This is a genomic window from Providencia sp. PROV119 (assembly GCF_028482435.1).
Taxonomy (GTDB): Bacteria; Pseudomonadota; Gammaproteobacteria; order Enterobacterales; family Enterobacteriaceae; genus Providencia; species Providencia stuartii.
Genome location: NZ_JAMPQL010000012.1, coordinates 21,955 through 40,555 on the forward strand (window position 1 = coordinate 21,955; position 18,601 = coordinate 40,555).

General features: G+C 39.8%; 14 protein-coding genes and 1 tRNA gene. 11 read left to right on the plus strand and 4 right to left on the minus strand.

All coding sequences use genetic code 11. The features are described 5' to 3' along the window. The first annotated feature begins 216 nt into the window (after positions 1-216). The 3 genes from PSF11_RS11415 (at position 217) to PSF11_RS11425 (ending at position 2,905) form a co-directional block, all read left to right on the plus strand. On the plus strand, positions 217-429 hold the full coding sequence (locus PSF11_RS11415; RefSeq protein ID WP_004906883.1) for an ogr/Delta-like zinc finger family protein: 213 nt from the start codon (positions 217-219) through the stop codon (positions 427-429). Positions 430-1,077: 648 nt separating this feature from the next. Then, positions 1,078-1,941 (plus strand): sce7726 family protein, encoded by an 864-nt coding sequence (locus PSF11_RS11420; protein ID WP_072502404.1) that lies wholly within the window; start codon positions 1,078-1,080, stop codon positions 1,939-1,941. A gap of 19 nt (positions 1,942-1,960) precedes the next feature. Then, the gene (locus PSF11_RS11425; protein WP_072502403.1) at positions 1,961-2,905 is read left to right on the plus strand and encodes a sce7725 family protein; all 945 of its coding nucleotides are present in this window, start codon (positions 1,961-1,963) and stop codon (positions 2,903-2,905) included. Here PSF11_RS11425 and PSF11_RS11430 read toward each other — a convergent pair. Together PSF11_RS11430 and PSF11_RS11435 are read right to left on the minus strand one after the other, a co-directional pair. Next, the gene (locus tag PSF11_RS11430; protein WP_072502402.1) at positions 2,879-4,060 is read right to left on the minus strand and encodes a tyrosine-type recombinase/integrase; all 1,182 of its coding nucleotides are present in this window, start codon (positions 4,058-4,060) and stop codon (positions 2,879-2,881) included. The two genes, PSF11_RS11425 and PSF11_RS11430, sit on opposite strands and share 27 nt — an antisense overlap. Positions 4,061-4,224: 164 nt before the next feature. Next, positions 4,225-4,299: transfer RNA gene (locus tag PSF11_RS11435), tRNA-Arg, on the minus strand. Between the two features lie 538 nt (positions 4,300-4,837). Here PSF11_RS11435 and mlaA point away from each other — a divergent pair. Next, on the plus strand, positions 4,838-5,590 hold the full coding sequence (gene mlaA, locus PSF11_RS11440) for a phospholipid-binding lipoprotein MlaA (protein ID WP_014656294.1): 753 nt from the start codon (positions 4,838-4,840) through the stop codon (positions 5,588-5,590). A gap of 918 nt (positions 5,591-6,508) precedes the next feature. Here mlaA and fadL read toward each other — a convergent pair. Then, positions 6,509-7,840: a long-chain fatty acid transporter FadL gene (gene fadL / locus PSF11_RS11445; protein WP_014656293.1), complete on the minus strand. Its 1,332-nt coding sequence runs from the start codon at positions 7,838-7,840 to the stop codon at positions 6,509-6,511. Between the two features lie 352 nt (positions 7,841-8,192). Between fadL and PSF11_RS11450 the strand changes: the two genes are divergently transcribed. From PSF11_RS11450 to sixA, 4 genes are all read left to right on the plus strand, one after another. Then, positions 8,193-8,489, plus strand: coding sequence for a YfcZ/YiiS family protein (locus PSF11_RS11450; protein WP_004921249.1), 297 nt, complete (start codon positions 8,193-8,195; stop codon positions 8,487-8,489). 386 nt (positions 8,490-8,875) lie between these two features. After that, positions 8,876-10,195 carry an acetyl-CoA C-acyltransferase FadI gene (gene fadI, locus PSF11_RS11455; protein ID WP_004921245.1) on the plus strand — a complete coding sequence of 440 codons (1,320 nt, stop codon included), beginning with the start codon at positions 8,876-8,878 and terminating at the stop codon, positions 10,193-10,195. After that, entirely contained in the window at positions 10,195-12,384 is a 2,190-nt protein-coding gene (fadJ, locus tag PSF11_RS11460) for a fatty acid oxidation complex subunit alpha FadJ (RefSeq protein ID WP_014656291.1), read from the plus strand. The genes fadI and fadJ overlap by 1 nt, the downstream gene beginning before the upstream one ends. A gap of 424 nt (positions 12,385-12,808) precedes the next feature. Continuing rightward, positions 12,809-13,294, plus strand: a complete 486-nt coding sequence (sixA, locus tag PSF11_RS11465; protein WP_004921240.1) for a phosphohistidine phosphatase SixA — start codon at positions 12,809-12,811, stop codon at positions 13,292-13,294. A 97-nt stretch (positions 13,295-13,391) separates the two neighbouring features. On the opposite strand, the gene smrB is transcribed toward sixA, so the two are convergent. Next, positions 13,392-13,934, minus strand: coding sequence for an endonuclease SmrB (gene smrB, locus PSF11_RS11470; protein ID WP_004921238.1), 543 nt, complete (start codon positions 13,932-13,934; stop codon positions 13,392-13,394). Positions 13,935-14,177: 243 nt separating this feature from the next. On the opposite strand from smrB, the gene hutI reads away from it, so the two are divergent. From hutI to hutU, 3 genes are all read left to right on the plus strand, one after another. Continuing rightward, positions 14,178-15,416, plus strand: a complete 1,239-nt coding sequence (hutI, locus tag PSF11_RS11475; RefSeq protein WP_014656290.1) for an imidazolonepropionase — start codon at positions 14,178-14,180, stop codon at positions 15,414-15,416. Between the two features lie 365 nt (positions 15,417-15,781). Beyond that, the gene (gene hutC / locus PSF11_RS11480) at positions 15,782-16,525 is read left to right on the plus strand and encodes a histidine utilization repressor (RefSeq protein WP_004921235.1); all 744 of its coding nucleotides are present in this window, start codon (positions 15,782-15,784) and stop codon (positions 16,523-16,525) included. A 380-nt stretch (positions 16,526-16,905) separates the two neighbouring features. Then, the gene (gene hutU, locus PSF11_RS11485) at positions 16,906-18,591 is read left to right on the plus strand and encodes a urocanate hydratase (protein ID WP_004921233.1); all 1,686 of its coding nucleotides are present in this window, start codon (positions 16,906-16,908) and stop codon (positions 18,589-18,591) included. Positions 18,592-18,601: the final 10 nt, after the last annotated feature.

Below are 18,601 nucleotides of genomic sequence, written 5' to 3' on the forward strand. Positions count from 1 at the left end.
TTAAAAGGGTTTTATCTGTTACACCTTGTGCTTTTAAATGGGTAACAAGGTGTAACACGTTAGCGATTGTTACACCTTGATTTTTTGAAAGGGTAACAAAATAAGTTCTTATTATTCAACGTTGTAACCCTTGTTACACCTGTTACCCTTTAAAATAGCAAGGTATGTATTTAATTGGCTTTATTCTGGAAGGCATTAAGGCAAAGGTGATTAATCATGCGAGTAATGAAAGTGTACTGTCCTGTTTGTGGTGAACAGGCAACAATTCGAAAAATTCAAATGGAGGGCGTTGATAACATTCCTCATATTTATTGTTCCTGTAATGACTTTGAATGTGGTCATACTTACATGTTAACTCTGACTTTTTCACACACGATACAGCCAAGTAATTTAAAGCCAGCCAGTAACCAGCCTATTTTACCGTTATGATTGATTTGTATTTTACGTGGCTATCTCACAGTAATTTTTTGAAGTGGTCACTTAAACGTTAAGTGTCATTTGGCAAAATAAATTTCATTCGATTTCAGTTTTTCAATTCTTCGCAACCCGCATAAACACTGGCTTTTCAGTTTTTGTGCGGTGCATACGCTCAAGTGAAAATCTCACGTAAAATAGAAAAATCACTTTATTTCAATATGTTATGCATTGACTCGCTAATCGGACTCCACCTGAAAACTGAAATTTACTGAAAATCTTTTCACACATTTCAGTTTGAGATTTTCGGCAACGCCCTAGTATTGGCGCGGCTTGGCGATAGGGTTTGTAGAATTTTAAAACTGAAATAATTTTTAGATCCAAATTGTGCAGGCGGGTGCGGTGTAGTGCGTTTTACGTGGCTTTTTGTTTTGTTTCGTGTGATTTACATCACGTAAAATGTGATTGATATTTTGTGATAAAAGGAGGTTGATTTGATGTGGTTTTTTGTTTTACTTGATTATTATTTTAATATTTCGTCAGAAAGAGAGGCATATAGGATTATTTGATATTTTTGATTGCATCTAGGCATCAATTGGCTACCATATATGTTCAAACGCTTTTGATTCGGTATAAAAACCATGCAGTATGGAATGTTTACTAATGCAACAAAATGATGATTTAAATATTTTTTATGCAAAAATTTTTAGGAGAAGTTTTTTTTCTTCTTTAGCTAAAGGTAAAAGTCTAGATGAAGCTTTTACTGGCTTAAAAAATAGTCTTTTAGAAACGTCAAATATGACACTAAGAGATGTGTTTTCTTCATATTTTGATATGTTGAAAAAAAATTATCGCAACGAATATGTTTATAAATCAGCAATTGTTAATAAAATTATTTTTGGAAGACATAGCCCAAGAACATGTTCAACGTCAATAGAGCTACCTATAAATAACTCTATTGTAGATGTTGCTGTATTTAATGGTTGTTCTACTGCATATGAAATAAAATCGGAGTTCGACTCGCCTAAAAGGCTATCAACACAAACCACCGATTACCTCAATGTTTTTGAAAAAATATATATTGTTACGCATCCTGATTTAGCTGAAAAGTATTGTAATTTAAATATACCTAATGTGGGTGTTATATCCTTGACTACAAAGGAAACATTGAGAATTGAAAAAGAAGCAATATCAAATTTTGAAAACATTAAGCAACATAGCCTATTTAACGTTCTTAGGAAAAATGAGTTTATTAATATTATTGAGGATTATACAAAATCAAAAATAACGATGCCTAATGGTCTTATTTATGATTACTGTGGGGATATTTTCAATTCAATGCCATTAGAAGTAGCAAATCGCTATTTTTTAAAAGCCATGAAAGATAGATCTAATAATAAAGAGTTTATCGATTATATTTATTCTCTGCCAGCATGTTTACGTGCGTTGGGATATGCAACACCATTATCAAAAAAACAAAAAGATTACATAATTAATCTAATGGACTCAAAAATAGAGTCTAGTTAAATTTGAAAGGAGAAGTTGTATGTACAGTCCATATCTATTTGCTCGAGCTGCTGAGCTATTAAGCTTAAGAGAGATAGTTGATGAGAGCGTTAATATTAATGGTTTATTGCCTATTCTTGAACCTGTAAATGCTAATACAGATAGTCTTATTAAGTGTTTAAATGCGTGGAATGGAGATGTTGTCGTAATCGTTAACCCTTATCAAAATGACTATTCATCGCCTAGTAATACTACAAAATTGAATCAAGATTTACAGCCAATAATTTCCTCAAAAAGCAATATTATTATTGGGTTATTAGTTCGGTCAGGCACAACAGTGCCGTATTTATCTCAGAAAATCCATAGTATCGCAGGAAGTAGGATTGCTCTACTTTATGATAATGCATCCTTAAGTGATGCGGATATGAATATTTTGGCGAGCAATTCAGCAGTAACTTATCATATTATAATAAATAATAGTGTTCCTATTCATCAGCATCAGTACTTGCCAATTAGTAAAATAATCATGGTTAATAACTCCTTTCGGAAATTAACAAAAAATGCAGATTATAGTGGATCAGAGTTTTTTACTAACGGGCATCAATATATAAATCAAAGTTATGTTGGTTTCGGAGATTTCACTATAACAGGAGGGGAGTTTGAGACTGGTGGGGGACCAGCCTCAGCAGTGGCTTCGCATCTTATATATAAAAATTTAACAGATAATTCCATTTGGATACAACACTTTGTTTCTAATAATACAACAAGAGGTGGGGCTCCTGTGGCAACAATGTTTCTTGATGTTTCAGATCAAATAGCCAATACCGTTCCACAACGAATAAGAGAGTTTGGAACTAACATAGGATTAGATCATTATATACATTGTAGCCAAATTCGACATTTCCCCGGATTAGCTAAAAATAAGCAGTATCAAATTACACACCATATCTGTTTGATGTTAGATGTCCTTAATGGCAGGATATAATTTATCTGCGTACCATTTCAACATTAAATTTCTATTTTGAATGTGTTGAGCATGATTATAAATTCCACGGATGGAATTTTTATCAACATGCGCAAGTTGTAATTCAATCCACGCACTATCAAAGCCTTTTTCATGCAAAATTGTGCTCATCATATGCCTAAACCCATGACCTGTTAGTCTACCTTTGTAGCCAATTTTAGCGATAACCTTATTTATGCTGGCCTCGCTAATAGGTTTTCTAGCGTCATTGCGACCCGGAAAAAGTATTAGATAGTTACCAGTAATCACTTGCAGCTTACCAAGGATTTCTAGAACTTGTGGTGATAGTGGTACTAAGTGAGGGCGACGTTTTTTCATGCGCTCTTTAGGTATTTCCCAAAGTGCATTTTCAAAATCAAATTCTGACCATTCAGCGAGTCGTAATTCAACTGTTCTAACACCAGTAAGCATTAATAGTTGAGTGGCATATTTAGTTACTTTGCTGCCTTGGTAGTTATTCAGTGCTTTGACAAATTCAGGAATTTCATTTTCACGTAGGAACGGAAAGTGTTTAGTTTCTGGCTTGTTCATAGCTCCGGCTAAATCGGGTGCAGGATTATATTTTACTCTGCCTGTAATGACGGCATATCTAAATACCTCACCACAACGACGACGGATCTTGCTTGCTTGTTCAAGTGCGCCGCGCTTTTCTATTTTCTGGAGAACAGCAAGCAATTCTAATGGAGCAATTTGGTCTATAGGTCTACTTCCAATATAAGGAAAAACGTCATTTTCAAAGCAACGCAATATTTCACTTGCATAGCCTTCTGTCCAAGTAGAACATTTGGATGTGTGCCATTCCATTGCAACAGCTTGAAATGTATTCTCAGTGGCATATTTGAGGGTTATTTTTTCTGATTTACGAGCATCACTAGGATTGATGTTTTCTGATAGTTGTTTTTTTGCTTCGTCTCTTTTTCTTCTGGCATCAGCTAAAGATATTTGGTCGTAAACACCTAAAGAGATCATTTTAGGCTTACCAGCAAACCGATAACGAAAACGCCAACCTTTAGAACCATTAGGTTCAACAAGCAGTGACAAGCCTTTACCGTCATTTAAGGTGTACGCCTTATCTTTAGGTTTGGCTTTGCGAATTTGAATGTCAGTTAGCAGCATAATGTGTATAGTTTTCCCATTGAACCTAGACCTATACGCAATAATATACACATTAGTACTTAGATTCCAGTAAACATTGTAGGACATTGTTAGACAATATGTTATTTAACTGATTGGTTTTAATGTAAAAATTGGACTTTATGAGATGTTTTTAGAAGTGGTGATGGCGTCCCCTGCAGGAATCGAACCTACAACTAGCCCTTAGGAGGGGCTCGTTATATCCATTTAACTAAGGGGACATAAATTATGTTACAACGTCCGGCATTCTACTTCTGACTTCTAATTGAATCAAGTTGTTACGTGGAATTTCTTTTATAAAAGAGTAATAAACTATAGTTTTAGGTGATCTTTTGCGCGATATGTTAATGAAACTATAAAAACACGTAATGTTATTATTGAGGGTAATTATGGCGTGAATTGCTCATCCTATACAGGGATAAGCCGTAAATCGAGATTCGCATTTTTGATGAATAATGCTTAGTAAACTCAGTGAGCGCCGATGTTTATCGCTTATCTTAAAAAGCCCATTCTAAGCCTCGTGAATACTGTACTGTTTATTACTCCATTGTAACGGATACAGTTAGCCAATCGTGCATTTGATCACTTTTCTTATAAAAACAATATACTTAATAATGTATACTTAGCGTTATGGTTGCTTGGTCATATTGAGCACTCAAATTGGTTAACAATTATATTTATTTGGTTTTAATATAAACGCATTGGTTTATAATTTGAATTGAAGTGCCATGGCTGGTGGTACAGGGAATGGAGAGTATTATGAAGTTTCGCATGAGTGGCGTTCTTCTTGCGGGGGTTTTGCTTGTTGGGTGTTCAAGCTCAATTAATCCTGAAACTCAGGAGCGCTCAGATCCGCTTGAAGGTTTTAACCGAGCGATGTTCAATTTTAACTACAATGTGTTAGATCCCTATATCTTAAGGCCGGTTGCCGTTGCTTGGCGCGATTATGTACCTATGCCTGCACGAAATGGTTTAACGAACTTCTTTGTCAACCTTGAAGAGCCAGCCAGCATGCTGAACAGCTTTTTACGAGGTGAAGTCAGCCAAGGGTTTAAACACTTTAACCGTTTCTTCCTTAACACCGTCTTTGGTGTTGGAGGACTCATTGATGTAGCTTCAATGGCTAACCCGCAGTTAGCAAAAGAAGATCCTAAACGTTTTGGTAACACATTGGGTTACTATGATGTAGGTTATGGTCCTTATGTGGTGTTACCTGGTTACGGTAGTTTTACACCACGTGAAGAGGGCGGTAATTTAGTTGATGATCTTTACCCAATGTTGAGCTATCTGACATTCTGGATGTCGGCAGGTAAATGGGCCTTAGAAGGCATCGAAACGCGTTCCCAGCTACTCGATTCGGATGGATTGCTGAAAAATTCGTCTGATCCTTATTTGTTGATGCGCGAAGCATATTTCCAGCGAAATGATTTCTTATCAAGTGGTGGGGAGTTAAAAGCGACGGAAAATCCAAATGCCTCAGCTATCGAAGATGATTTAGATTCTATCGATTAATGACAGGAAGCTATCACTCTCTTTTGCTATGTATGGCATCAGAGAGTGATAAGAGTATTATTCATTGCCTCGTTTTCCTCGAGAAGTGATTGCATCAATCAGAGCAATAACACCTAAAACACCAATAAAGCCAACCGTAAACAGTGTTCCCATAAATACCTCCTCTCTACATCGTCATATTAACCTCTTTAGAATTAACGGTTAGCTTACGATTATTGCTTAAACGTTAATTTATTTTTCCTATATGCTAGCGGCGCTACGCTGAACCAGACAATGACTACATTGTACTAGACGTAGTGACAAGAACATGCAGGGTGTGTGATGTTATGAAAATGAATTGCAAAACTATTTACAACGAAGTGATCGAGAAAGAAGAAATTGAAATAGTTTTACAGTGATAAGCCCGATAAATCATTAGTTAATACTAAGATAACATTCAAACCACAATTTAATTTATAGATTTACAGGGATAAAAGTCAAGAGCACTTCAGGTCTGAACGGCCTCAAACTCACTTTTAAGGGGATTTAAAGTAGTGTATTTTTCTGTTTTAATAATTAATGGGTATTTATTTTCAAGAAAACCGAATGGATATTAGTTAATTGTTTTGTATAAAGGTAAATTTTTGGTGTGAGAGTTTTTATTTCTGTTTGTCCGTGTTTTAGGTTTATTGCAGCTACGACATATAAGATGGAGACAGTAACTAGGTTAACACTCTTTTTTATCCTTTTAGGACTAAAAAGAGAGATTGGTGCCAATTAAAATGAGTTATCGTTTTCATTAATGACGTTCAGAAGATAATGGGAGAATCATTTTAACGATTATGTTCCTTAAACAAGAAACCCCATGTAGAAAAGCATGGGGTTAGCTAACGGTTTGGCAGAGGGATCATCCCCTGTTATTTATTTGCATCGACACAATTAGAATGTGTAGTTGAAGTTCACACCATACAACCAGGCTGACCCTTCAGATTTAAACTCATAAGCAGGAAGTGGCAGTGCGTTAGTTTCTACTAGCTTCTCAGATATGTTGACTTTTTTACCGTACATATAAGAAATACCCAAGTCTACAGAAGCATTTTCATTAAATGCATAGGTTGTACCCGCACTTAACCAATAGCGATCTTGGTCTGGGATGGAAATTGAACGGTATTTTGTCGGTACAGGGCTTTCGTCATAGGCGATACCTGTACGGAATGTCCAGTTATCATCATAGTAATAGGTTGTACCTACTGCGAAACGCCAAGCATCTTTAAAGTTTTCAGCCTTGTGGAATAATTGCCTTCCATCACTACTACGATATGCTGTTAAATCTTTGAATTCACTCCAGCCAGTATAAGCTACGCTGTAGTGTAATGCCCATTTTGGAGCAACTTTATGGTAACCTGAGAACTCCCAAATATCAGGAAGGTTTAGGTCAAGCTTACCTTTGATTTTTTCACCATCAGTGCCGACAATACCAGCGCCATTAAGGTAAGGGTTATTACTTGGAAGGTCATTTGAGTACTTACCATCTTTAAACTTGACGGTAACTTTAGAACGATAGGTTAAACTAAAACGGTTATCTGGATTGAGTTCGTAGAGGATACCTGCGTTCCAGCCGTAGCCCCAATCATCGCCTGTCAGTTTTGCCATTGTGGTACTAGCAGGAATAGGTGGTAATCCAAGTTTTGGTGTTAATTTACCTAAATCACCTGCATGGCGAGTGATTTCAGCATCGGCATAAACCGCATTGACACCTAAACCAAAACTAAAGTTATCATTTAAACGGTATGCACCACTTAAATTTAAGTTGGCTGTTTTCAGGTCAGTTTTACCGCCAATAGGGCCTGCTGCATAGTTTTTACTAAAGTCAGTTGCGAGGCCAAAGTTGGTGGTCATTGATGTACCTACCGCCCACTTATCATTGATAGGGAAAATGAAATGCGCGTTAGGCACGAGAGCGCTTGGTGCAATATCATTTGCGGTTAAGTTACTGCCTAAAGGAGATGCTCCACGCCCTTTAATATCAACACTTGGGTCAATATAAACTGCACCGACTGAAATGGCTGGGCGATCAAATAACATCATTGCAGCAGGGTTACGACTACCTTCACTTGCGTTGTCACCGAGTGCGCCGGCTCCCGAAAATGCACGTCCGAGCGCAGATGTGGAATATTCATTAAGCAAAAAACCAGCGGCGCCCGCATTAGATGAAACTATTGCCACTGCTATTGCTAAAGCTGATCGAGTAAATAGGTTTTTCTGGCTCATGACCAAAACCCTCTTGTTTATTATGTATATTAGGCGACTTCTATCGCAAGAAGCGCAGAATTGTAGGGTCGCTTGCCTCTATGACAAATCAGACCAGTTACTAGAGTATAGGTCTGACCACCTCATATGTTGCAAGCATGTTTTTCGTTTATATACAAATTGTTTTCAAAATTGCGATGTATTTAACAAAATGGCAACATCCGTTGGGCGTAATTCTGTCATTGATGAGTATTTATGGGGTTAGATCAAACTTATCTCAGATAGTCAGGGAATAGGCTTGATATACACTGGTTTTTCTCTCTTTTTCAGCGTTATGATAGCAACTTAACAGTTTGTTGATTTGGAGAGTAAAATGACTGATGCGATTAACCGTTGTAGCGCGGAAGAAACTGCTGCTTGCTGCTGTGTAGATGTGGGTACAGTTTTAGATAATAAAGATTGCACTGCATCGTATCAGCATGTTTTCGCGAGCCATGAAGAAGCGGAATCTATGTTGAAACAGCTAACTGAAAAGGCCAAATCTGTTGAGTCAGAACCTTGTGCTATCGACCATTCCATCACCAATGTTGAAGGTGGTGTTGAGTTGTCTGCAAACTTTACTTTTAGTTGTGAAGCAGAAAGTCTGATTTTTCAATTAGGCTTACGCTAATCAAACAACTGATTAACTCTTTATCTCCTTCACTATAGTCTAATTGCGCTATAGTGAAGGTGTTTTTCTATTTAATTCCCTTTATTTTCTGCTCAACTCTTTTCTGCTTTCATTAATATTCATTAAGTTGTGTGCAAGCTCGCATTTTCTTAATGTCGCTATTTTCTGAATGTAACGTTTATGTTAACAATATTAAACAGGTCAGACCTCTTTAGCGAGGGTCAGCTAGCCACAAGCACTTTTTTAACAGGTTACGAGAATCGGTTAAATATAAATAAGTTACACCTATTATTTTAAAGCGCGGGTTTCACTTGTGGCTACAGAAACCAGCATGAAAGGTTTAGAGGTCATAAAAAACGGTTTATCACTTTTTAGCAGGAGCTACCATGAATCAACTTTCCCATCATGGCGAAAGCACTTATGCAGCAAAAGAGAGGATAGCAATTATTAGCGGCCTCCGTTTACCTTTTGCCAAGCAAGCCACAGCATATCAAGGTATTGCTGCGGTTGATCTGGGAAAAGCTGTTGTTGCAGAACTGCTAAGTCGAAGCGGTATTGAAAAACAACTTATTGAACAGCTGGTGTTTGGGCAAGTGGTACAAATGCCAGAAGCCCCGAATATTGCGCGGGAGATAGTGCTCGGTACAGGTATGAGTGTCTCGACGGATGCCTATAGTGTTTCTCGCGCTTGTGCGACGAGTTTCCAGGCTATGGCAAATATTGCTGAGAGTATGATGGCTGGTCATATCTCAGTTGGTATTGCTGGAGGTGCAGATTCATCTTCTGTATTACCTATCGGGGTTTCCAAGAAACTTGCAGCAACGCTTTTGTCATTAAGTAAAGCGAAGTCATTCGGGCAAAAGCTTTCATTGATGTCGAAATTACGTCTAAAAGATCTGTTACCTGTCGCACCCGCCGTTGCAGAATATTCGACAGGTTTACGGATGGGGGATACGGCGGAGCAAATGGCGAAAACGTATCACATCACTCGTGAGCAGCAAGATGAGCTTGCGCATCGCTCACATCTGCTCGCGACCAAAGCTTGGGAAAGTGGTGTTTTGGAGCAAGAGGTGATGAGTGCTTACATGCCGCCATTCAAACAAGCCTTCACTCAAGATAATAATATCCGTACAAATTCAGTTTTATCTTCTTATGCAAAGTTAAAACCTGCATTTGATCGTAAACACGGTACGGTGACGGCAGCCAATAGTACACCACTGACCGACGGGGCGGCCGCCGTGCTAATGATGACGGAATCTCGTGCTAAAGCATTAGGTTATACCCCGTTAGGTTATATACGTAGCTTTGCTTTTTCTGCTATTGATGTTTGGCAAGATATGCTGTTAGGCCCTTCTTATGCGACACCAATAGCGCTTAAACGTGCGGGGTTGACGCTACAAGATTTGACATTAATCGATATGCATGAAGCTTTTGCCGCTCAGACGCTAGCGAATCTTAAACTCTTTTCTAGTCGCCAATTTGCTCAAGAAAAATTGGGGTTATCAAAAGAAATTGGTGAAGTAGATATGGATAAGTTCAATGTGCTTGGTGGGTCTATTGCTTATGGTCATCCATTCGCTGCAACAGGAGCGCGTATGGTGACACAAACACTGCATGAATTACGTCGCCGAGGTGGTGGGTTTGGTTTAACAACAGCATGTGCTGCTGGTGGGTTGGGCGCTGCAATGATTTTGGAGGTGGAATAATGACGCACCATTCAGAAACAGGGGTTCAAGCAGGCCTCGTGCATGAAGCTTTTCGCCTTGAAGTTCATGCCCAAACAGTGGGGGTCATTTTCATTGACGTACCAAATGAAAAGGTCAACACATTGAAGGCTGAGTTTGCACAACAGTTCCTCTCTATTTTACAGCAAGCACAGTCGACACCTGGTTTAAAAGGATTGGTGATCACCTCTGGGAAAAAAGACAGTTTTATCGCGGGCGCGGATATTAGCATGATTGCTAACTGCCAAAGTAAAGAGCAAGCCAGTGAGTTATCTCGAGAAGGGCACCTGCTTTTCGAAAAGCTAGAAAACTATCCTTTACCTATTGTTGCGGCAATCCATGGAGCCTGTCTCGGTGGTGGGTTAGAACTTGCATTAGCATGCCATGTCAGAGTGTGCTCGAATGACGATAAAACGCGTTTAGGCCTACCTGAAGTCCAATTAGGCTTACTTCCCGGTTCAGGTGGAACCCAACGTTTACCAAAATTAATTGGCATACCAAATGCACTGGATATGATGTTAACGGGTAAACAGTTACGCGCGAAACAGGCACTAAAAATGGGGTTAGTGGATGATGTCGTGCCTGAAACCATTCTGTTAGATGTCGCTATTGCAATGGCGAAAAAAGGTAAAATCCAACGCGCGCCTATTCATTGGCAACATCGTTTATTAAGCAGTAATTTATTACGTAATAAAGTCTTTTCCAGCGCCAAACAAACCGTAATGCGCAAAACGAAAGGCCATTATCCTGCTCCAGAGAAAATTATTCAGGTTGTCAAAACAGGGGTAGAAAAAGGGGCTAAAGCCGGATATGAGGCAGAAGCCAAAGCGTTTGGCGAGTTAGTGATGACACCAGAGTCAGCCGCACTAAGAAGCTTATTCTTTGCGACAACGGCATTAAAAAATGAAACGGGGTCTAGTGCAAAACCACTCGCATTTAAGCAGATTGGTGTGTTAGGTGGCGGTTTAATGGGAGGGGGGATTGCATTTGTCACCGCAATGAAAGGTGATCTTCCTGTCCGTATTAAAGATATTAATGAGAAAGGCATTACCCATTCACTGCGTTATAGCTGGGATCTATTAACGCAAAGAGTTAATAAAAGGCGTATGCTTGCTCGCGAGCGTAATGCAGTGATGGCAAAAATATCGGGCACGCTAAATTATCAAGGGTTTGAGCACGCTGATATTGTGGTTGAAGCTGTCTTTGAAGATCTCTCACTAAAACAAAAGATGGTTGCAGAGGTACAAGAGGTCACCCACGGGAAGGCGATTTTTGCCTCGAACACTTCTTCATTACCTATTCATCAAATCGCTGAAAATGCAGCCCACCCTGAAAAAGTGATTGGCCTACATTATTTTAGCCCTGTTGACAAAATGCCTCTGGTTGAAGTGATCCCTCATCAGCAAACAGATGCAGAAACCATTGCGACGGTGGTGGCTTTTGCGAAACGCCAAGGTAAAACGGCCATTGTTGTGGGGGATGATGCAGGCTTTTATGTGAATCGTATTTTAGCGCCTTATTTGTGTGAAGCAGCTGAATGTTTAATGAGTGGCGAATCAATTGAACATATTGATAGTGCGCTTGTTGATTTTGGCTTCCCTGTTGGGCCATTTAACTTATTAGATGAAGTCGGTATTGATGTCGGAACTAAAATTTTACCTATTTTAGTCAATCGCTTTGGTGATAGGTTTAAGGCTCCTGAGCTTCTGGATAAAGTGAATAAAGACGACCGTAAAGGCAAGAAAAATGGGAAAGGCTTTTATTTGTATGGGCATCAACCCACATCTAAATTGATGTTCTGGAAAAAATCTAAAAAGCGTCAGGTAGATAGCAGTATCTATTCATTAATCGGTATTCAGCCACAAAATCATTTGAGCAAAATTGATATTGCTGAACGCTGTGTGATGTTGATGCTCAATGAGGCTGTTCGCTGTTTAGATGAGAATATTATCCAAAATGCACGAGATGGGGATATTGGCGCGGTATTTGGTATTGGCTTCCCGCCATTCTTTGGTGGGCCATTCCGATATATGGATAACTTAGGTATTCAAAAAACAGTAGATACGATGAATCAGTTAGCTGAGCGTTACGGTGATAAATTCCGCCCTTGTGAACGCTTGTGTCAGATGGCACAAACAAATGAAACCTTTTTTCCAGCAAACAAAAGTTGAGTATTGTGAAGCCACTTTCAAGCAGCCATAACGGTGGCTTCTTTAATTAACAACCTGAAATACCACTTAGCGTACAACTGTGTATTTTAAGGTACGATGATGTAACCAAAAAGCCTGATGTATTTGCTTTAATATAGCAATCATCGGGTTTTTTATTGATTGAAAATAGAAAAAGTTAGATGGCCTCTAATGTAGTTAATTGGTAGGTCAGAGGGGCCGATGGGAGCGGGAGCAATAAGGTAATTAGGCCACTGCTGCATGCTTTTCAGACAAAATTAAACGCAAAAAATTACTTAAATCATTTTATTTGTCGGTAGTTTGATGCAGAATCACTTTTCGCCCCACTGATGGTGACTCTGACAATAAATTATTTTAACAAAAAGATTAGCCAGTGTTATTTGCTAGGCTACTCAGATGGTGGATTATGCAAGTTTATATTATGCGTCATGGTGATGCCGCACTACAGGCCGCAAGTGATGCGGCAAGAGCGTTAACTCAAAAAGGGAAAGATGATTCGGTATTGATGGCTCAATGGTTGAATAAACGTCATCCAGAGATTGATCATGTCCTAGTAAGTCCTTATCTTCGAGCAGAGCAAACACTACAAACTGTCCGTGAGCATCTTAGCCTACCTGAACAAGCTACGGTAATGGAGATGTTAACACCCGGTGGGAATGCGGCATTTGTGGCAGATCATATTCGTGACCTAGCAATAATGGGAGCGAATGCCGTATTGGTGGTGTCTCATCTACCTCTTGTCGGGTATTTAGTTTCAGAGTTATGCCCTCATGAAGCACCTCCGATGTTTATCACTTCTTCGATTGCCTGCATTGAAATGGATGTGAAGCACCATAAAGCCCATTTAGATTGGATGCTCAGCCCAGCTCAATTACTCTCAGTCAATCAGTAATGGCGACCAGTTAGCCCCTAGGGGCTTTTAAACGGTCTGTTGTCGTGATGAAAAATGGCTAACGTTGTATTGTGTAATATGAAGACGCTGAAAATTGCTAGCGCCTAATGTGTTCTTGAGTTTCAATTAATAAGAGTAGTGACGCATTCCCGCCCCATTCTTTAGGTGCTTGATGAAAAGCAAGAATATCTGGGTGTTGGGCTAACCACAGTGGCGTTTGCTGCTTTAAAATATGCTTACCATGGCCGTGCATAATGCACGCACAAAAGACATTTTCGCGTTTACATGCGGCAATCAGCGCCCCAATTTCCTGTTTCGCTTCTAATTGCGTTAAGCCATGCAAATCAAGAAAAAGTTCAGGAACATAATCGCCTCGACGCAATTTTTTCAGTTCGTAAGGGCTAGAGCCGGGTTTCAAATAGCGAGTTGGGCCTTCATCTTCCAATTGAGGTTGAAATTCATCTGAAAAATAAAATGAAGCATCGATTTGTTCTTGTTGGACTTTTTTACTTGAAGGATGAGTGACTTTTGTTCGCACAGGAGTATGCAAGATTTGATCTTGTGCTATCTTTTTTGTGCCGCGAATAGCTTCTTTAAATAGATGAATGTCATCTTTGTCTAATTCAAATTTATTTTTCATTCGATTAATTATCTTAGCTAGCTGTTTAATTATCTTTTTCAGATAGTACTTATCTACATTAGTGTAACCTATTTTTGGTGACGAAGGTTATAGCTGTGGATTATAAGATTTAACTAACAAAATTTTAACGTTATGGGCAGTTTACATTGACAATTGTAGCTGTATTGACTAATTGTATATACATATATATACCTGTTATCTATTGCAGTGGTAAATGTACTTATTAAACCCATAGGATCTGTTATGTCATTTAAAACACTTGCTCATGATGTCGTCTGGCGAAATGGCCGCATTGCTACAATGGATCTGGGATCTAACGTGGCATATGGACTCTTAGAAAATCACGATATGGTCACGCGAGAGAATAAGATCGTGGCGATTGAACCAAAAGGTGAGTTAGATACAGCTAATTGTAAAGTAGTGGATCTAGAAGGGCGCTTAATTACACCAGGTTTAATTGATTGCCATACGCATTTGGTTTTTGGTGGCAATCGTGCGGCCGAGTGGGAGCAGCGGATGAATGGTGTCTCTTATGAGACTATTAGCCAACAAGGTGGTGGGATTAACTCTACTGTACGTGCCACGCGAGCGTTAAATGAAGATGAACTCTATCAGGTTTCACAACCGCGATTAGAGGCGCTGATCCGTGAAGGTGTCACAACCATTGAGATGAAGTCAGGCTATGGCTTGGATTTGAAGAGTGAGCAAAAACAGCTCATGGTTGCCAAAAAATTAGCCGAAGCATACCCAGTAACAGTCAGTTCAACTTTGCTATCAGCGCATACGGTACCGCCTGAGTATAAAGATAAAGCTGATGAATATATTGATCTAATTTGTACGGATATTATGCCAACATTGTGGCAGCAAGGGTTATTTGAAGCCGTTGACGTCTTTTGTGAGACGGTGGGCTTTTCGCTAGAACAGAGCCAAAAACTATTTGCAGCCGCACAAAAATTGGGGATCCCAGTCAAGGGGCATGTTGAGCAGTTGTCCAACCTTGGAGGCAGCGAACTGGTTGCTAGTTATCGGGGATTATCGGTTGATCATATTGAGTATCTTGATCTTAATGGTATTCGTGCACTAAAAGAGAGTGGAACAGTAGCCGTTTTACTTCCGGGCGCCTTTTATTTCTTGAGAGAGAAAAAATTGCCACCTATAGAACTGTTGCGTGAACATCAAATACCAATGGCGGTATCAACGGATTTTAACCCTGGCACAAGCCCTTTCGCTTCACTACGTATGATCATGAATATGGCTGCTGTACTGTTTAGATTAACACCTGAAGAAGTATGGGCTGGAGTTACTTGTCATGCTGCGAAAGCATTAGGTCGCGAGGCAAGCCATGGACAGCTTAAGGTCGGCTATCAGGCTGACTTTGTGGTTTGGAATGCGGTTGACCCCGTTGAGATGATTTATGAGCAAGGTAGCCAGCCATTATATATGCGAGTTTATCAAGGCAATATTAGTCATCATAACTCATAAGTGAATTAAAGTATCAGATAGTTTGCACGCTGGTGGAGTAGGAACGGGATGAGAATATAAACCGTTCCTTCAAATAGAATAATGTCGATAAAATCAGCTGATTATTAGTTATTTTTGTTAGAAATTCATTAAATCATAAAATTCCTATTGTTTGGTGTTGCCAACATTATCAATTTGTTGTGTGGTAATATATGCCGTAAGGGGTTTTTGTTAGCCTTTAATTGGTAAATAGACTTGTAGGATATTTACAGAGGGTTAAGTTTTATTTGCGACTGTCAGAATATCCGCTATTTGATAGCACAACTTAATAGTATAACGGTAACCCTAAGTTTTTACTTTAAGGGTTTGGCATTTTACTTTTTAAAATGGAAACGATTGTGACAGCAGAAAAAAAAGGTAATAGAGACAACCCGATCCCGCTCTATTTGCAAGTAAAACAGTTAATAACAGAAAAAATCCATACAGGTGAGTGGCAGGCGAATGATCGTGTTCCCTCGGAATCTGAATTGGTCAAACAATTCGAATGTAGCCGTATGACGGCAAATCGTGCATTAAGGGAGCTGACAGCAGAAGGGCTGTTAGTCAGGGTTCAAGGGGTCGGTACATTCGTCGCAGAGCCAAAAGGCCAATCAGCGCTATTTGAAGTTCATAGCATCGAGTCCGAAATTCTGGCAAGAAATCATCAATATAGCTGTAAAATTATCAAGCTAGAAGAGGTTGCTGCATCGGTTTCGTTGGCTGCGGAATTGAATATCGCCCCTGAAACAAGGGTATTCCATTCAATTATTATTCATTACGAAAATGATGTACCAGTGCAAATTGAAGATCGGTATGTCAATGCGCTAGCGGCTCCTGATTATCTACAACAAGACTTTTTGACCATCACTCCTCATGATTACCTTTCTATGGTGGCGCCATTAACAGAAGGTGAGCATATCGTTGAGGCCATTGAAGCCGATGAGCGCGCCGCTAAATGGCTGAATATTGCGTTAGGCTCTTCTTGCTTATTAATTTCAAGACGTACATGGTCCCAATCATTTGTGGTGACTAGCACGAAATTATTATTTCCGGGGCATCGCTATAAATTGAAAGGGCATTTTACCTCTTAGTATCTCAAGGCAACGCTATTTTATGGGGTTGCTTTCCTAGCGTATTTTATCGAATAAATGTTGAAAATCACGTCTATATTGACCATGAGTAGAAGGTTTATCTTAATCTCATGGTGAATTTTGATATTTCCCGCTAAAACCCTTGAAATATGTGAATTAATTGTAAATTTAATGTGATCTCACTGGCAGATTTAGAAGAAAATTTAACCACCAATTTGATGTGGTTTTTTTATAATCCATTGAAACATAATATGTAATTATTATTTATCTGCATTTCATTCTCAATTTTGATGTTAAATAGGGTATTGATTGTACATGTATATACAACTATACCTATATAAAGACGTTATCAGTACAAGCTGAATCTATCGAAAGAGGGTATGAATGTGACAACGATAAATAATAAATACAGAAATGGTGATATCAGAGCACCACGAGGTAACACTCTCAGCGCGAAAAGCTGGTTGACTGAAGCCCCTTTACGTATGCTGATGAATAACCTAGATCCTGATGTTGCCGAAAATCCACATGAACTGGTCGTTTATGGCGGTATTGGTCGTGCGGCACGTAATTGGCAGTGCTATGACAAAATTGTTGAAACACTTAAAAATTTAGAGAGTGATGAAACTCTACTGGTCCAATCTGGCAAGCCCGTTGGCGTCTTTAAAACCCATGAAAATGCCCCTCGCGTATTAATCGCAAACTCAAACCTTGTACCACATTGGGCTAACTGGGAACACTTTAACGAATTGGATGCGAAAGGGTTGGCAATGTATGGTCAAATGACGGCGGGTAGCTGGATTTACATTGGTAGCCAAGGCATTGTTCAAGGGACTTATGAAACTTTCGTTGAAGCAGGGCGCCAACATTATAATGGTGACTTAACTGGGCGCTGGGTACTCACGGCAGGGTTAGGCGGTATGGGCGGGGCGCAGCCGTTAGCAGCAACACTCGCGGGTGCCTGTTCACTGAATATTGAATGTCAACAAAGCCGTATTGATTTTCGCTTGCGTACCCGTTATGTGGATGAGCAAGCGACCGATCTGGATGATGCATTGGCGCGTATCAAAAAATACACCTCGGAAGGGAAAGCTGTATCAATCGCCTTATGTGCTAACGCGGCTGAAATCTTACCAGAGTTAGTGAAACGTGGCGTTCGCCCAGATATGGTTACCGACCAAACGAGTGCTCACGATCCTCTCAATGGTTATTTACCTGTTGGGATGAGTTGGGAAGAGTATCGCGAGCGTAGCGTGAAAGATCCTGAAGGCACAGCGAAAGCAGCAAAAGCATCGATGGCTGAACATGTTAAAGCGATGCTCGCCTTCCAAAAACAAGGCATTCCAACATTTGATTATGGTAACAATATCCGTCAAATGGCCCTTGAAATGGGCGTCAAAAATGCTTTTGATTTCCCAGGGTTTGTACCTGCTTATATTCGCCCATTATTCTGTCGCGGTATTGGTCCTTTCCGCTGGGTGGCGTTATCCGGTGATCCTGAAGATATTTATAAAACAGATGCAAAAGTAAAACAGCTTTTACCTGACGATAAGCATTTACATCGTTGGTTAGATATGGCGCGTGAACGTATCAGTTTCCAAGGCTTACCCGCACGTATTTGTTGGGTTGGCTTGGGGGATAGGGCGAAATTAGGTTTAGCTTTTAATGAAATGGTAAGAAGCGGTGAAGTTTCAGCGCCGATCGTGATTGGTCGAGATCACCTTGATTCAGGATCAGTTGCCAGCCCAAACCGCGAAACAGAAGCGATGAAAGATGGTTCAGATGCCGTCTCTGATTGGCCTTTACTGAATGCCTTATTGAATACAGCAAGTGGAGCAACATGGGTTTCATTACACCATGGTGGAGGGGTTGGTATGGGCTTCTCTCAACATTCAGGGGTGGTGATTGTGTGCGATGGCACTGATGAAGCTGCTGAGCGGATTGCTCGTGTTCTACACAATGACCCAGCGACAGGTGTCATGCGCCATGCTGATGCGGGTTATGATATAGCGATTCAGTGCGCACAAGAAAAAAATCTTAACCTACCGATGTTAAAAACACGCTAAGAGGAGCCGG

Bases quoted from the DNA above. Each gene is read 5' to 3' on its own strand.
- hutI (WP_014656290.1), top strand. From the start codon at position 14,178: ATGTCATTTAAAACACTTGCTCATGATGTCGTCTGGCGAAATGGCCGC.
- smrB (WP_004921238.1), bottom strand. From the start codon at position 13,934: ATGAAAAATAAATTTGAATTAGACAAAGATGACATTCATCTATTTAAA.
- PSF11_RS11450 (WP_004921249.1), top strand. From the start codon at position 8,193: ATGACTGATGCGATTAACCGTTGTAGCGCGGAAGAAACTGCTGCTTGC.
- hutC (WP_004921235.1), top strand. From the start codon at position 15,782: ATGGAAACGATTGTGACAGCAGAAAAAAAAGGTAATAGAGACAACCCG.
- PSF11_RS11425 (WP_072502403.1), top strand. From the start codon at position 1,961: ATGTACAGTCCATATCTATTTGCTCGAGCTGCTGAGCTATTAAGCTTA.
- fadI (WP_004921245.1), top strand. From the start codon at position 8,876: ATGAATCAACTTTCCCATCATGGCGAAAGCACTTATGCAGCAAAAGAG.
- hutU (WP_004921233.1), top strand. From the start codon at position 16,906: ATGAATGTGACAACGATAAATAATAAATACAGAAATGGTGATATCAGA.
- PSF11_RS11415 (WP_004906883.1), top strand. From the start codon at position 217: ATGCGAGTAATGAAAGTGTACTGTCCTGTTTGTGGTGAACAGGCAACA.
- mlaA (WP_014656294.1), top strand. From the start codon at position 4,838: ATGAAGTTTCGCATGAGTGGCGTTCTTCTTGCGGGGGTTTTGCTTGTT.
- fadL (WP_014656293.1), bottom strand. From the start codon at position 7,840: ATGAGCCAGAAAAACCTATTTACTCGATCAGCTTTAGCAATAGCAGTG.
- PSF11_RS11420 (WP_072502404.1), top strand. From the start codon at position 1,078: ATGCAACAAAATGATGATTTAAATATTTTTTATGCAAAAATTTTTAGG.
- fadJ (WP_014656291.1), top strand. From the start codon at position 10,195: ATGACGCACCATTCAGAAACAGGGGTTCAAGCAGGCCTCGTGCATGAA.
- PSF11_RS11430 (WP_072502402.1), bottom strand. From the start codon at position 4,060: ATGCTGCTAACTGACATTCAAATTCGCAAAGCCAAACCTAAAGATAAG.
- sixA (WP_004921240.1), top strand. From the start codon at position 12,809: ATGCAAGTTTATATTATGCGTCATGGTGATGCCGCACTACAGGCCGCA.